At 64.8% G+C, this 14,767-nt stretch carries 11 protein-coding genes; 9 read left to right on the plus strand and 2 right to left on the minus strand.

What is annotated here, in order from left to right:
• The first annotated feature begins 59 nt into the window (after positions 1 to 59).
• On the plus strand, positions 60 to 827 hold the full coding sequence (locus AC522E_RS12195) for a tellurite resistance TerB family protein (protein WP_500746535.1): 768 nt from the start codon (positions 60 to 62) through the stop codon (positions 825 to 827).
• A gap of 114 nt (positions 828 to 941) precedes the next feature.
• On the opposite strand, the gene AC522E_RS12200 is transcribed toward AC522E_RS12195, so the two are convergent.
• Complete coding sequence (locus tag AC522E_RS12200; protein ID WP_500746536.1) at positions 942 to 2,753, minus strand: ABC-F family ATP-binding cassette domain-containing protein; 1,812 nt, start codon at positions 2,751 to 2,753, stop codon at positions 942 to 944.
• Between the two features lie 121 nt (positions 2,754 to 2,874).
• Between AC522E_RS12200 and AC522E_RS12205 the strand changes: the two genes are divergently transcribed.
• The 7 genes from AC522E_RS12205 to AC522E_RS12235 all read left to right on the plus strand — a co-directional run bounded on the left by AC522E_RS12205 (position 2,875) and on the right by AC522E_RS12235 (position 12,717).
• Positions 2,875 to 4,914 (plus strand): sensor histidine kinase, encoded by a 2,040-nt coding sequence (locus AC522E_RS12205; RefSeq protein ID WP_500746537.1) that lies wholly within the window; start codon positions 2,875 to 2,877, stop codon positions 4,912 to 4,914.
• A gap of 104 nt (positions 4,915 to 5,018) precedes the next feature.
• Entirely contained in the window at positions 5,019 to 6,632 is a 1,614-nt protein-coding gene (locus AC522E_RS12210) for an ABC transporter ATP-binding protein (RefSeq protein ID WP_500746538.1), read from the plus strand.
• A 50-nt stretch (positions 6,633 to 6,682) separates the two neighbouring features.
• Entirely contained in the window at positions 6,683 to 8,119 is a 1,437-nt protein-coding gene (locus tag AC522E_RS12215; protein ID WP_500750668.1) for an aldehyde dehydrogenase family protein, read from the plus strand.
• A gap of 30 nt (positions 8,120 to 8,149) precedes the next feature.
• Entirely contained in the window at positions 8,150 to 8,899 is a 750-nt protein-coding gene (locus AC522E_RS12220; protein ID WP_500746539.1) for an SDR family oxidoreductase, read from the plus strand.
• A gap of 307 nt (positions 8,900 to 9,206) precedes the next feature.
• The gene (locus tag AC522E_RS12225) at positions 9,207 to 10,688 is read left to right on the plus strand and encodes an ABC transporter substrate-binding protein (protein ID WP_500746540.1); all 1,482 of its coding nucleotides are present in this window, start codon (positions 9,207 to 9,209) and stop codon (positions 10,686 to 10,688) included.
• A gap of 242 nt (positions 10,689 to 10,930) precedes the next feature.
• The gene (locus AC522E_RS12230) at positions 10,931 to 11,878 is read left to right on the plus strand and encodes an ABC transporter permease (RefSeq protein WP_500746541.1); all 948 of its coding nucleotides are present in this window, start codon (positions 10,931 to 10,933) and stop codon (positions 11,876 to 11,878) included.
• Entirely contained in the window at positions 11,875 to 12,717 is an 843-nt protein-coding gene (locus AC522E_RS12235; RefSeq protein WP_500746542.1) for an ABC transporter permease, read from the plus strand. Before AC522E_RS12230 ends, AC522E_RS12235 begins: the two co-directional genes overlap by 4 nt.
• An 8-nt stretch (positions 12,718 to 12,725) precedes the next feature.
• Here AC522E_RS12235 and AC522E_RS12240 read toward each other — a convergent pair whose 3' ends face one another.
• Positions 12,726 to 13,733, minus strand: coding sequence for an LLM class flavin-dependent oxidoreductase (locus AC522E_RS12240; RefSeq protein WP_500746543.1), 1,008 nt, complete (start codon positions 13,731 to 13,733; stop codon positions 12,726 to 12,728).
• A 248-nt stretch (positions 13,734 to 13,981) separates the two neighbouring features.
• On the opposite strand from AC522E_RS12240, the gene AC522E_RS12245 reads away from it, so the two are divergent.
• Entirely contained in the window at positions 13,982 to 14,755 is a 774-nt protein-coding gene (locus AC522E_RS12245) for a hypothetical protein (protein ID WP_500746544.1), read from the plus strand.
• Positions 14,756 to 14,767: the final 12 nt, after the last annotated feature.

Here is a 14,767-nt window from a genome sequence, read left to right on the forward strand (position 1 = left end):
CGGTCTCGAGCGGGTTGCCTGTCCAACCGCAGGACGTCAGCACGAAGGGGAGAACGGAAATGAATCTCGGCAGCATCCTCGAAGGCCTTCTCAACAGCCAGGGCAATCAGGGCAACGGGCAGAGACAGTCGCCCTCCGGCACGCGACCCGCGAGCCAGGGCGGTCTCGGCGACCTGCAGGGAAGCCTTGGGGACCTCACCTCTCGTATTCCTGGAGGCATGGGAGGCCTCGCGGGAGGCGCGCTCCTGTCCCTGATTCTGGGCTCGAAGGCGGGCCGCTCCGCCGGCGGATCGCTGCTCAAGGCCGGCGGTCTCGCCGTCCTGTCCGCCGTCGCCATGAAGGCCTATCAGGATTGGCAGAACAGGCAGGCCCCGGGCGCCTCCGCCGGACCGGCGAACCTGCCCAGGCAGATTCCATCCGGGAGCGGTTTCCACCTCGGCGAGGAAAAGGACGTCGAAGGCCGGGAAATGGGCGTCGCCCTCATCCAGGCGATGATCTCGGCGGCGAAGTCAGACGGCCATCTCGACGGCGAAGAGACCACGCGCATCCAGGACACGATCCAGAAACTCGGGCTCGGCACCGAGGAGAAGGGCTTCCTTCTCGATGTGATGGGCAAGCCCGCCGATGCGGCGGCGATCGCGCGGCTGGCCAGCACCCAGGCGCAGGCCTCGGAGCTGTATGCGGCCTCCCTCATGGCGATCGGCGATGCCGACACGCCCGAGGAAAGGGCCTATCTCCAGCAACTGGCGGCGCAGATGCAGCTGCCGCCCGATCTCGTGGCCCATCTCGACGCCCAGGTGAACGCGCTTCGGCACAGGATGGCGTGACACCGAATTGACCGGCTGTTTCGAGAGACACTCGCCGTCGTTCCGGGCCTGGTCCTTCCGACCATCCTCGGAATGACGGTGGCGGCGTCCGGAACGACAGGGCGGGACGTCGCCCTATCCCTCCAGCTCTTCCCGCAGCATCTCCAGCTCGAGCCACCGCTCCTCGGCGACGCCGAGCTCGGCTTGCAGCGTCGTCAGAGCATCCATCGCCTTCTGGAAACGAGCCGGATCGCGTGCATAGAGATCCGGATCGGCCAGAATCTCCTGCACCTTGGCGATCTTGGCCTCCAGCTCCTCCATGCGCTTCGGCAGGGTCCTGAGGTCATGCTGCTCGTTGAAGCCGAGCTTGCGCTTGGCCGGGGACGGCGCTGCCTGGGAAGATGCCGGGGCCTTCTCGCTTTTCGGCCGGATGTTCCCGACCACACGGGCCTGCACCCCCTCGCCGCGCTGCGCGACCATGTCCGTATAGCCGCCCGCATATTCCACCCAGCGCCCCGCGCCCTCCGATACGAGCACGGAACTCGCCGTCCGGTCGAGGAAGTCACGGTCATGGCTGACCAGAATGACCGTACCGGCATAATCCGTGATCATTTCCTGGAGGAGATCCAGGGTCTCGAGATCCAGGTCGTTGGTCGGCTCGTCGAGGACGAGCAGGTTGGAGGGCTGCGCCAAGGCGCGGGCCAGCATCAGCCGGTTGCGCTCGCCGCCTGAGAGCACGCCGACGGGCGTCCGCGCCTGCTCGGGCGAAAACAGGAAATCCTTCATGTAGCCGATCACGTGCTTGGTCTGGCCGCCGATGGTCACCGTGTCGCCGCGCCCGCCCGTGAGGGTCTCAGCGACGGTCGCCGTGGGGTCGAGACTCATCCGGCGCTGGTCGAGGGTCACCATCTGCAGGTTGGCTCCGAGTCGGACCCGCCCCTCGTCGGGAGCGAGGACCCCGGTGAGCAGGTTGATCAGCGTCGTCTTGCCGGCCCCGTTCGGCCCGACGATCCCGAGGCGGTCGCCGCGCAGGATGCGCATCGAAAGATCGGTGACGATGGGGCGGTCGCCGTAGGATTTCGAGACTTTTTCCGCCTCGACGACCAGGGTTCCCGATTGCTCGGCCTCGGCGAGCGTCAAGGAAACGGTTCCGACCGCGCGCTTCTGATCGCGCTGCTGCTGGCGCAGGGCATAAAGATTGCCCAGCCGCCGGACATTGCGCTTGCGCCGCGCTGTGACGCCGTAGCGCAGCCAATCCGCCTCCGCCGCCAGCTTGCGGTCGAGCTTGTGGCGTTCCTGCTCCTCCTGTTCGAGGACCTCGTCCCGCCAGGCTTCGAAGAACGCGAAGCCCCGATCCATCCGGCGGGTCATGCCCCTGTCGAGCCAGATCGTGGCCTGGGACAGATTCTCGAGGAAGCGGCGGTCATGGCTGATGAGGATCTGCGCCGAGCGGAGGTTCTTCAGCTCGCCTTCGAGCCATTCGATGATCGGCAGGTCGAGATGGTTCGTCGGCTCGTCGAGCAGCAGAATGTCCGGCGACGGTGCCAGAACCTGGGCGAGCGCGGCGCGGCGCGCCTCGCCGCCCGATAGCTCGGACGGCCGCTCCTCCCCGGAAAGCCCCAGCTGTTCAAGGAGATAGCGGGCGCGATACGGATCGTCGCTTGGGCTCAGGCCCGCCTCCACATAGGCGAGCGCCGTCGGGAAGGCACTGAGATCCGGCTCCTGCGCGAGGTAGCGGATGGTGGCGCCGGGCTGGATGAAGCGTTTGCCCCGGTCGGGTTCGACGAGGCCGGCGGCGATCCTGAGGAGGGTCGATTTCCCGGAGCCGTTGCGGCCCACGAGGCAGGTGCGCTCGCCCGGGGAGACGGCCAGTTCGGCGCTCTCAATCAGCGGCGTTCCGCCGAAGGTGAGAGCGATATCCTGAAGGGTAAGAAGGGGAGGAGCCATTTACGCTCCGTGACACCTCCGGAAGGCAGATGCAAGATCGCACGGGATTTGTCCGGGCGGCTGCGGGGTGGACGCTGGAGGATCTTTATGGTCCCCTGCCATCATTGAGCTGGACCTGTGCATGACTCTGACGAGGCGATTGCTCCTTCTGGCAGTGATTTCCGTTTTGCCGGCGATCGTAATCTGGACCTACACGGAAGTATCACTTCGCCGTGCCCGTGAAGCCGAGATCAGCGATCTGGTCATTCGTCAGGCGAGGCTCGCAGGATCGGAGCTGGAGCGGGTCTTCGACGGCATCCAGATCCTCCTCGTCGCCGTGAGCGAGACGCCCGTGATCCGGCGGTTCGAGCGACCATCGTGCGACGTGTACCTGCGGGCCCTCCGGCAGCGGGTCCCCCATATCCTGGCGTTCGTCGTATTCGACATCGACGGGACGGTTCGCTGCCAGCATGCGGAGGCGGAGAAACTGGGAAGCTTCAGCAACCGCACCTATTTTCGCGATGCTGTCGCGACCCGGAAATTTGTGGTCGGACAATATACCCCCGACTTCGCCGAAGGCGGGCTCGGCACCCAACCGGTGCTTCCCCTGGCCCTGCCGATCGAGAGCAACGGCGGGCAAATCGTCGGCGTGCTGGCAGCGGCGCTCGATCTGAACTGGCTGGACCGGAATCTGAAAGCCCGGGCCCTGCCCCCGGGCGGCTCCCTGACCATTGCCGATTCCGGCGGCACCATCATCGCCCGCGAACCGTCCCACGAGCGATTTATCGGCAAGAGTATCTCCGAAGACTTCATGGCCCACGTGGCTCGCGGCGGAACGGAGGCCGTCGAGACGGCGACGCAGGACGACATCAAGCAGATCCTCGGATACGTGAGCATAGGCTTACCGCCCCGCGACATGTATGTGGCGCTCGGCCTGCCATGGAAGGCCGCCTTCGACGCCGTCAACCGTGCAGCGAAGCGCGGTTTCATGCTGATCGCCGCCGCGCTTCTCCTTGCCCTGTCCCTGTCGTCCCTGACCAGTCGCGCATTCATCACGAAACCCTTCGAGGCCATGACCGACGCGGTTCGAGCCTGGCGACGGGGCAATTATCATGCACGGATCAATCCTCGGGGCGCGCCGACCGAGCTGCGCATCCTGGCGCAGGCCTTCAACGACCTGATGGACGACGTTGCGGAGCGGCAGCGGGCCGTCGAAGCGAGCGAGGAGCAGGCCCGGCTTGCTCTGGAGGCCGGTCACATGGGTACCTGGTGGTACGATCATGTGACGGGCCTGGGAGGATTGTCCTCCCAGGCCGCCCACCTGCTCGGGCTGCCGCCCGAGAAGACCAGCATCACCGTTGCCGAATTTCGTCACATCGTGCATCCGGACGATATCGACGGGGTGCTCGGAAAAATGCGCGCCGCCGTCACCGGGGACGGCCATTACGAAGACGAGTATCGCGTCTGCCCCCCCGGTGAGGAGATGCGCTGGCTGAGCGCCAAGGGCCGCGTTTTCATGGATGCTCAGAACAGGCCCGCCACCTTCGTCGGAATCTTCCACGACGTCACGGACCGCAAGCGCGCGGAGAGCCAGCAGAAGGTGCTCCTCGGGGAGCTGAACCATCGGGTCAAGAATACGCTCGCGACCGTCCAGTCCATCGCCAGCCAGACCCTGCGCGCGACTCCGGATCTTTCGACGTTCAAGGAGACGTTCGAGGGACGCCTCATGGCCCTGTCGAAGACGCATGATCTACTGACCCGAAGCTCCTGGCGCGAGGCCTATCTTCGGGACATCGTGGAGCAGGAACTGGCGCCCTATCGAAAGAAGGGCGACGAGCGCGTCATCATCGACGGACCCCATGTCAGGCTGTCCGCCCGCTATGCCATCAATTTCGGCCTGGTCCTGCATGAGCTCGTAACCAACGCGGTGAAATACGGCGCACTCTCGACCCCGTCCGGAATCATCGAACTGGTATGGACCCTGAGTGAGGACGAGCAGCACAGGTCTCTGCTCCATCTGCGCTGGAAGGAGAGAAATGGCCCGCCGACGCAGGTGCCGAAGCACAAAGGTTTCGGCTCGCGCCTCATCCAGCGCAGCATCGAGGGTGAGATGGCCGGGAAGATGACACTGGACTTTCATCCCGCAGGCGTCGTCTACGATTTTCTCATACCGCTCGACTGAGCTTCCGCCAGTGTTCCCGGGGGCAAGGGCGGATTGACGGAGCCGTTCATATGGCGAGGATGAGCCGCGCCTTCGTGTCCGGGCGACCTCAGGGAGAATGTTGCATGGTGGCGAGTGGCGCTCCGGTGCTGTCGATCAGGGATCTTTCCATCGGACTGCCGCGGCTTGCGGACCGCCAATACGCGATCCAGGACCTTTCCCTGTCCATTGCTCCGGGAGAAACCCTCTGCGTCGTCGGCGAATCCGGATCGGGCAAGTCGATGACCGCAATGGCGACGATCGGCCTGCTGCCGAACGGCGTTGAAGTGCTCTCCGGATCGATCAGGCTCGGCGAAACCGACCTCCTGTCCCTGAGCGAGGCTGGCTGGTGCGATGTCCGGGGTCGGGAGGTGGGCACCGTCTTTCAGGAGCCGATGACATCGCTGAACCCCGTCATGCGCGTCGCGGACCAGATCGCGGAGACGTTTCGCACTCACAAAATGCTGACCCAGGCCGAACGCACCCGGCGAACGCTCGATCTCCTCGCCGAGGTCAATCTTCCCCACCCGGAACTGATTGCCCGCGCCTATCCGCACGAACTCTCCGGCGGCCAGCGTCAGCGGGTCATGATCGCCATGGCCCTGGCGCTGGAGCCGAAACTGCTGATTGCGGATGAGCCCACGACCGCTCTCGACGTAACCACCCAGGCCCAGGTTCTGAAGCTCATTGACAACCTGCGGCGCAAGAAGGGCACCGCCGTTCTGTTCATCACCCACGATTTCGGCGTCGTCGCGGAAATCGCCGACCGCGTGGCCGTGCTTCAGCAGGGACAGCTCGTCGAGCAGGGCGCGGCGGAAAAGGTTCTCACGCGGCCGCAACATCCCTACACGAGGCGCCTGCTGGCCGCAGTGCCTTCCCTCGTGCCCCCGCCGCCCAAGGCGCTGGCCGGCGAACCGATCCTCCTGAAGGTCGATTCCCTCACGAAATCGTATGGCGGGCATGGCTTTTTCAGAAAGAGCCGTCAGGTTCAGGCGGCGGATGTCGTGAGTTTCGACATCCGCCGCGGCGAAACCTTGGGCCTCGTCGGCGAATCCGGATCCGGCAAATCGACCGTCGGCCGATGCGTGCTTCGGCTGATCGAACCGGATGGCGGCAGCATCACGATCGGAGACCTTCCCTTCGGCGCGCTCTCGCAGCGCGAACTGCGCCCCCACAGGCGCAGGATCCAGATCGTCTTCCAGGATCCTTTCGCCTCCCTCAATCCACGCCGGACGGTTGGGCATATCGTCTCGGAGGGGCCGATCATGCAGGGAGAGGACCCCGGCGATGCCCTTGCCCGGACCCGGGACCTCCTGGCTAAAGTCGGCCTTCCGGCCCAGGCGGTCGACCGCTACCCGCACGAGTTTTCCGGAGGCCAGCGCCAGCGAATCGGGATCGCCAGGGCGCTTGCCATGAAGCCGGATGTGCTCGTGGCGGATGAGGCCGTGTCGGCGCTCGACGTGTCCGTGCAGGCCGAAATCCTCAAGCTCATCCGTAGCCTGCAGGAGGAGCTCGGACTTGCAATCCTGTTCATTACCCACGATCTGCGGGTCGCGGCGCAGATCTGCGATCGCGTGGCAGTCATGCAAAAAGGCCGGATTGTGGAACTCGCGGAAACTGCGCAACTCTTTGCCGCGCCACAGAATGCCTATACCCGACAGCTCCTGGCCGCCGTGCCGGGTACGCTCAGAATGACATAGGAAGGAATGGACACGTGAACGATCAGGTCAGTGCGAGCGTCGCACCGGACATGGTGCACCAGAACCTCATTGGCGGCCGGTTCGTGCCGGCCTCGAACGGCGAGATGCTGGACGTCCTCTCGCCGGTGGATGGCAAGGTCTTCGCCCGCATCGCCTCCGGCACGGCCCAGGATATCGACGCAGCCGTGACGGCCGCCCGCAGCGCCTTCGACGGCGCCTGGTCGAGGCTGACGGCGACCGAGCGCGGCCGCCTCCTCATCAAGCTCGCTTCCGCCGTCGAGGCCGATGCGGACACCCTCGCCGCTCTGGAAAGCCGCGACAATGGCAAGCCCCTGCGCCAGGCGCGGGCTGACGCGATCGCGCTGGCCCGTTACCTCGAATTCTACGGCAGCGCCGCGGACAAGCTGCATGGGGATGTGCTCCCCTACCTTACGACGCATTTCGTCGGCGTCGAGCGCGTCCCGCACGGAGTGACCGGGCATATCGTGCCCTGGAACTACCCTATGCAGATCTTCGGCCGCTCGGTCGGCGCGGCATTGGCCGCGGGCAACGCCACGGTCGTGAAGCCGGCGGAGGACGCCTCCCTCACCATTCTTCGCGTCGCCGCGCTCGCTCGCGATGTCGGCCTCCCCGATGGCGCGCTCAATGTGGTGACTGGCCTCGGCCGCACGGCCGGCGCAGCGCTCGCCGCCCATCCCGGCATCGATTTCCTGTCGTTCACGGGCAGCCCCGAAACGGGCACGGCCGTCCAGACGGCGGCCGCCCAGAACCATGTCGGCGTCACCCTCGAGCTGGGGGGCAAGTCCGCCCAGGTCGTCTTCGACGACGCCGACCTCGAGCGGGCGCTGCCAACCCTCGTGAACGCCATCATCCAGAATGGCGGCCAGACCTGTTCGGCCGGAAGCCGCCTGCTGATCCAGCGCGGGATCTTCGACAAGGTCGTCGCCTCCGTTTCCGAGCGTTTCGCGGCCCTGAAAGCCGGACGCCCCGAGGCCGACCCCGATCTCGGCCCGATGATCAACCAGGCGCAGCAGCGCCGTGTCCAGACCTATCTGGAGCGCGGCAAGGGCGAAGGTTTGAGCATCGCAGCGTCGGGCGGAATCGCTGCCGACGTGCCGGCGGGCGGATACTATGTGGCTCCCGCCTTCTTCGCGCCCGTTCCTCACCAGAGCGTTCTGGCCCAGGAGGAGGTTTTTGGCCCGGTCCTCGTGGCAACCCCCTTCGAGGACGAGGCGGAAGCGGTAAAGCTCGCCAACGGCACGGCCTATGGACTCGTCGCAGGCGTGTGGACCCGCGACGCCATGCGGTCCACACGCGTCGGTCGCGCCATGCGCGCCGGGCAGGTTTTCGTGAACTGCTACGGCGCAGGCGGCGGCATTGAGCTGCCCTTCGGCGGCTTCGGACGCTCCGGCCACGGCCGCGAAAAGGGATTCGAAGGACTGATCGAGTTCACCACGACCAGGACCCTCGTCATCGCGCACGGATAGGTCCGGCATCAGCACATCAGGGGAAAAATCATGAAACGCCTTGAAGGCAAGGTGGCGCTCATCACGGGTGCCGGCTCGGGATTCGGCCTGGGCATCGCCGAAAAATTTGCAGCAGAGGGCGCGAAAGTCGCCATCGTCGACATCAAGGAGGAGGCCGCAAAGGCAGCCGCCGCGCAGATCGGCGCCTCCGCCATCGGCCTTGCCGCCGACGTCTCGAAGGCCGCCGACGTGAAGGCGGCGGTAAAGAAGACTCTCGATGCCTTCGGCAGGCTCGACATCGTCGTGAACAATGCCGGCATCAGTCACCGCAACCGGCCGATGCTGGAGGTCGACGAGGAGGAGTTCGACCGCGTCTTCGCCGTCAATGTGAAGTCGATCTATCTCTTCGCCCAGGCCGCCGTGCCGCAGATGCGCGATCAGGGCGGCGGCGTATTCATCAATGTGGGCTCGACAGCGGGTCTGAGACCACGTCCCGGGCTCACCTGGTACAATGGCACCAAGGGCGCCGTTCACACCATCACCAAGTCCATGGCGGTCGAGCTTGCGCCGAACCAGATCCGTGTCTGCGCGCTGGCGCCCGTCGCCGGCGAAACACCGCTGCTTGCCACCTTCATGGGCGAGGACACGCCGCAGAGGCGCGAGCAGTTCGTCAACTCGATTCCGCTCGGGCGCTTCTCCAAACCCGAGGACATCGCCAATGCCGCGCTTTACCTGGCGTCCGACGAAGCGAGCATGATCACCGGCGTCGTTCTGGAAGTCGACGGCGGCCGCTGCATTTAATCGAGCGGTACTCGTTTCCCGCCTCTATGCCTGTCATTCCGGGACGCGCCCTTGGCGCGGGCCCGGAACCCATAGCCGCCGAGCTTCACGAATAGGGCATAGCGGCTACCGCGGCGTTCCATCCTTCAACCCTGGTGAGTATGGGCTCCGGGCTCTCGCTGCGCTCGCCCTGGAATGACAGGGCCCCCTCTCCTCGTCATCGTCCACCGACAAACCGCCACAAGGTATCTTCCATCCGGCCTTCGACTGCGTCTAAGCTGCCTCCGACCGAGCTTGCTCGCCAAAAAACCGGATGGGACATCGTTCAATGTCGAAGCGCTTACTGGCCGCCGCCCTTATTGTTTCCGCCAGCTTCGTTCCGGCCTACGCCGCGAAGACTTCCCTCGTCATCGGCATGCCCATCGAGCCGCCGGGCCTCGACCCGACGATTGCCGCTCCCGTCGCCATTCGCGAAGTTACCTGGGCGAACCTCTATGAGGGCCTCGTCCGGATCGACCGGGACGGCAAGGTGAAGCCTCTCCTGGCGAAAAGCTGGGATGTCTCGCCCGACGGACTGACTTATACCTTCCAGCTCCAGACAGGCGTGAAATTCCACGACGGTTCGGCTTTCGATTCCGCCGATGTGAAGTTCGCCTTTGACCGTGCCCGTGCTCCAAACTCGACCAATGCGCAGAAGCAGATTTTCGCGCCCATCGAGTCCATCGAGACGCCGGATCCCGCGACCGTCGTCATCAAGTTGAAGGAGACCTCCGGAAACTTCCTCTATTATCTCGGCTGGGGAGATGCGGTGATCGTCGCACCCGAGACGGCGGAGAACAACAAGGCCAATCCGGTCGGCACGGGGCCCTTTAAGTTCAAGTCCTGGACCCGGGGCGACCGCGTCGACCTCGTGCGCAATCCCGATTACTGGCAGAAGGACAAGACCAAGCTCGAGAGCGTCACCTTCCGTTTCATCAGCGACCCACAGGCGCAGGTCGCGGCCCTGCGTGCGGGCGACGTGGATGCCTTCCCCAATGTCGGCGCTCCGGAGCTCTTCAGCGAGCTGAAGAAGGATCCCCGCTTCACGGCCGTCGCTGGCAACACGGAAGGTGAGATCGTCGCCGGCATGAACAACGCCAAGAAGCCATTCGACGATGTGCGCGTGCGCCGCGCGCTCATGCATGCCGTGGATCGCAAGGCGCTCGTGGAAGGCGCCTATTCCGGCTACGGCCAGCCCATCGGCAGCTTCTTCTCGCCGAACCATCCGGCTTTCGTCGACATGACGGGCGTCATTCCCTACAGCCCCGAGAAGGCGAAGGCGCTGCTGGCGGAGGCGGGCTACGGCAACGGTCTGTCGATTACCATCAAGGCGCCGCAGATGGCCTATGCCAGCCGTTCGGCCGAGCTCCTGTCCGCCATGTTCGCGGAAGTGGGCGTGGACATGAAGATCATCCCGACGGAATTCCCGGCCAAGTGGATCGAGGAAGTCTTCAAGAACAAGGATTACGACGTCACCATCGTGGCCCACGCGGAGCCACTCGACATCGATATCTTCGCTCGTGACAATTACTACTTCAACTACAAGAACGACAAGTTCAAGGCGCTGATCGCGGAAGCCGGCAAGACCACGGACGAGAAGGCGCGCTTCGCCAAATATGCTGAGGCGCAGAAGATCCTCGCCGAGGACGTGCCCGCGCTCTTCCTCTTTCAGTTGCCGAAGCTGGGCGTCTGGAATGCGAAACTGAAAGGATTGTGGGAGAATACCCCGATCCCGTCGAACGACGTGACGGAGGTGACCTGGACGGAGTAGCGAGGGCTTCGATCGGAAGCGCTTCCTTTCCCGGCGCAGTACGACCGTTATTCCGGGACAGTGCGAAGCGCCGGGCCCGGAACCCATACACGCTGAGCTTGACGAGAACGGCGTAGCAGCGACCGCTGCGTGCTATTTTGAACCGTCATGGTAATGCGTTCCGGACTCCGCCCACGCGGCCTCGGAACGACGGCGGACGCGCCGATATACATTGACCAACAACCGCCGGATGATCCGATTTCATGCTGCGTCTCGTCATCTCCCGACTCGTCTCCCTGCTCGTGACGCTCGTCGCGGTATCGCTTGCGATCTTCCTGATCCTGGAGGTCCTGCCGGGCGATCCGGCCGCGATCATGCTCGGCACCGCCGCGCGGGAGGATACGCTGGCGGCCCTGCGCCATGAGCTGGGGCTCGATCAGCCGGCGCTTGCCCGTTACGTCCTCTGGATCGGGGGGCTGCTCCATGGGGATCTCGGTCAGTCCATCACCTACAAGACACCGGTCTCGACTCTGGTCGCCGAGCGTATGGCCGTGACTCTGCCGCTCAGCCTCCTCGCCATCCTGATCTCGACGGCGCTCGCTCTGCCCCTCGGCGTGGCGGCTGCAGCGCGGCGCGATACCACCGTGGACCGGGCCGTGCTGGTGTTCAGCCAATTGGGAGTGGCCATCCCCAATTTCTGGATCGGCCTCATTTTCATTCTGTTCTTCGCAACGAAGCTCGGATGGTTTCCCGCCGGCGGCTTTCCGGGATGGGGCGCGGGAATCTGGCCGGCGTTCCAAGCTCTGCTTCTGCCGGCCGTCGCGCTCGCCCTGCCCCAGGCCGCGGTGCTCACCCGCGTCACCCGCTCGGCGACGCTGGAGGTGATCGGCGCCGATTTCGTGCGGACGGCGCGGGCCAAGGGCGTCGACAGGGGCGCGACCCTGCGCCGGCATGTGGTGCCGAACGCGCTCATTCCGATCACCACCATTCTCGGACTTCAGCTCTCGTTCTTCTTCGGCGGCGCCATTCTGGTAGAGAACGTGTTCAACCTGCCCGGCCTCGGCCGCCTCGCCTATCAGGCGCTCAACCAGCGCGACCTCGTGGTGATCAAGGACATCGTGCTAATCTTCTCCGGGCTTGTCATCGTCATCAACTTCCTCGTCGATATCGGCTACGCGATCCTCGACCCGCGCCTGAGGAGCCGCGCATGAATTCCGCATCGCGTCTGCGTCTCAACCCGGCGCTGGTCATCGGCGGCATCCTGACCGCGCTTCTAATCGGCACCGCTCTCCTGTCCCTCGTGTGGACGCCGGAGCCGCCGACCCGCGTCCGCGTCGCCCTGCGGCTGAAAGGCCCTCTCGAAGTGGGCCTTCTCGGCACCGATCATTTCGGCCGCGATGTCGCCTCGCTTCTGATGGCGGGGGCCTGGAACTCACTCGCCATTGCATGGCCCGCCGTTCTCCTCGGCGCCGCCATTGGAACGGCCGTAGGATGTGCCGCCGCAGCGTGGAAAGGCATTGCCGACGAGATCGCCATGCGCGTATCGGATGTGGTGTTCGCCTTTCCCGCGGTTCTGTCTGCCATCATGATCGGAGCATTGGTCGGATCGGGACCGATGGCGGCCATTCTCGCCATCGCCGTGTTCAATATCCCGGTTTTCGCCCGCGTGACGCGCGGTGTCGCTCAGCAGATCTGGACGCTCGACTACATCGCGGCGGCGCGGGCGCTCGGCAAGCCGCCCCTGCGCATCACATTCGAGGACGTGATCCCCAACATCGCCGGGGCGCTGATCGTGCAGGTGACGATCCAGCTTGCGCTCGCCATCCTTACGGAGGCGGGACTGAGCTATCTCGGTCTTGGGGTTCGTCCCCCGAATCCGAGCTGGGGCCGCATGCTCAGCGATGCGCAGACCTACCTCTCCCAGGCCCCTCACCTCGCCATCGCGCCGGGCCTGGCGATCGCACTTTCGGTGCTGGGGCTGAATCTGCTCGGAGACGGATTGCGCGACGCCCTCGATCCGACCCTGAGGAGCCGCAGCGCAGCGGCGTAAACGCATCCCTAGGTGAGCGCCGCTTCCGGGCTCATCGCCTTATGCACATCGGCCAGAATTTCGTAGGAACGCACACGCTTGGCGTGGTCGAAGATGGCGGAGGCGACAATCAGCTCGTCCGCCTGGGTCTGGGCAATGATGTTCTCGAGCCCTTTGCGGATCGTGTCCCGCGACCCGACGGCAGAACACGCCAGCATGTTCATGGCCTGCGCCTTCTCGGCGGGCGTCCAGTAGCTCTCGATATCCTCGATGGGTGGCTGAAGCCGACCGCGCTTGCCGCGGAACATGTTGGTGAACTGCTGCTGCGGCGACGTGAAGAGATAACGCGCCTCTTCGTCCGTGTCGGCGGCGATCACATTCATGCCCACCATCGCATAGGGACGGTCGAGCTGCTTCGAGGGCTGGAAGCGCTCACGGTAGGCCTGGAGTGCCTGCATCAGCGCGTTCGGCGCGAAATGGGACGCGAAGGCGTAAGGCAGGCCCAGCATGGCAGCAAGCTGCGCCCCGAACAGGCTCGATCCGAGGATCCAGATCGGAACGTTGGAATCGGTTCCAGGCACGGCCTGAACCGCCTGACCTTCCTGAAGCGGCCCGAGCAGTGCCTGCAATTCGAGTACATCCTGCGGAAAGACATCCGCGCTCGACGGGTCGCGGCGCAGGGCCCGGAGCGTGAGCTGATCCGTGCCGGGAGCGCGGCCGACGCCAAGATCGATCCGGCCCGGGAACAAGGCCTCCAGCGTGCCAAACTGCTCTGCGATGATCAGGGGCGCGTGGTTTGGCAGCATGATTCCTCCCGCGCCGACGCGGATCGTTCGCGTGCCCCCTGCCACATGAGCGATGACGATGCTCGTTGCTGCGCTCGCGATGCCCACCATGTTGTGGTGCTCCGCCAGCCAATAGCGGTTGTAGCCCCACCGCTCGGCATGCTGAGCCAGATCCAGCGTGTTGCGCAGGGCGTCGGCGGGGGCGAGGCCTTGAGGAACGGGAGCGAGATCGAGAACCGAGAGCGGTGGCATGGCAAAGAACTTCCCTGAAAAGGGGACGAGGCAGACCCTCGACCCAAAAGCGACGGTATCGCGAGCAGGTTAGGAGATCAGGACGATGCCGGCTGGTTGCAAGGCTGGACGCCCGTTTCCGTCAGCCACCGCTCTGTGGATGAAATAACCTTTCATCATCAATGCCTTGCGCGGGCCCCAATCCCGTTACGTCATACCCTGGCCATAATCATTAACAGAGTTTTACCCATCGAAGGGACCCGGTGGCGATGAACAAGAAAATCTGGATGAGCCTTGGAGCGACGGTTCTGGCCCTGCAGCTGATGAGCGGCGGCGCTGAGGCCCGCAAGGTGTCTTACGAGATCAACGGCAAGCGCTTCACGTACGATACCAACGATCCAAAGCAGGTCGCCGCGGCGCGCAAGCGCATCGAGGCCGCCAACGCGGCGGATGCGGCGCGGGCGAAGGCCGAGGCGGAAAAAGCATCGACGCCGCTCGTGTCCGTTTTCGGCTCCCAGGCGCAGAACGAGGCGGCGCAGGCGAAAGCGCACCTGGAACAGGTTCTCGCCGAGGAGGACGCTGCCGAGACAGCCAGAAAGCAGGAGCGAGCTTCCGCATCCAGAAAGGATGCCCAGGCTCGCGAGCCGGAAGAGGATCAGGCGCGAACGGCGGAAGACGGACGCGACAAGAAGGACAAGGGCAAGGACACGGCCCTCGATCAGCGCCAGCAGGCGCCGGCGAATGTCACCACGACCGAACCTACCGATGAAGCTGCCGCACGGCAGGCTGGCTCCAAGCCAATGGTGAAATCGGTGTCCTTCGATATCGAATCCGGGATCAAGACCATCATCATGTCCGACGGCTCGATCCAGGAGGAGCCTTTCGACAGCAACATGCTGTCAAAGCTCGCCTTCGAACAGGACAGTTCGGGAAGTCTCACCGAATTCGTGAATCAGATCCGCAAGGCTTCGCCCGATGAAACGACCGGGTCGACGGCGCCGCGAGCCGACGCAACCGCCGCTGCGCCTTCGTCGAAACCCTAGGCCTGGATACGG

This window comes from Microvirga sp. BF8 (assembly GCF_059888585.1).

Coding starts and splice junctions, on each gene's coding strand:
- AC522E_RS12210 (WP_500746538.1), top strand. CDS start 5,019: ATGGTGGCGAGTGGCGCTCCGGTGCTGTCGATCAGGGATCTTTCCATC.
- AC522E_RS12195 (WP_500746535.1), top strand. CDS start 60: ATGAATCTCGGCAGCATCCTCGAAGGCCTTCTCAACAGCCAGGGCAAT.
- AC522E_RS12245 (WP_500746544.1), top strand. CDS start 13,982: ATGAACAAGAAAATCTGGATGAGCCTTGGAGCGACGGTTCTGGCCCTG.
- AC522E_RS12240 (WP_500746543.1), bottom strand. CDS start 13,733: ATGCCACCGCTCTCGGTTCTCGATCTCGCTCCCGTTCCTCAAGGCCTC.
- AC522E_RS12200 (WP_500746536.1), bottom strand. CDS start 2,753: ATGGCTCCTCCCCTTCTTACCCTTCAGGATATCGCTCTCACCTTCGGC.
- AC522E_RS12235 (WP_500746542.1), top strand. CDS start 11,875: ATGAATTCCGCATCGCGTCTGCGTCTCAACCCGGCGCTGGTCATCGGC.
- AC522E_RS12205 (WP_500746537.1), top strand. CDS start 2,875: ATGACTCTGACGAGGCGATTGCTCCTTCTGGCAGTGATTTCCGTTTTG.
- AC522E_RS12215 (WP_500750668.1), top strand. CDS start 6,683: ATGGTGCACCAGAACCTCATTGGCGGCCGGTTCGTGCCGGCCTCGAAC.
- AC522E_RS12220 (WP_500746539.1), top strand. CDS start 8,150: ATGAAACGCCTTGAAGGCAAGGTGGCGCTCATCACGGGTGCCGGCTCG.
- AC522E_RS12225 (WP_500746540.1), top strand. CDS start 9,207: ATGTCGAAGCGCTTACTGGCCGCCGCCCTTATTGTTTCCGCCAGCTTC.
- AC522E_RS12230 (WP_500746541.1), top strand. CDS start 10,931: ATGCTGCGTCTCGTCATCTCCCGACTCGTCTCCCTGCTCGTGACGCTC.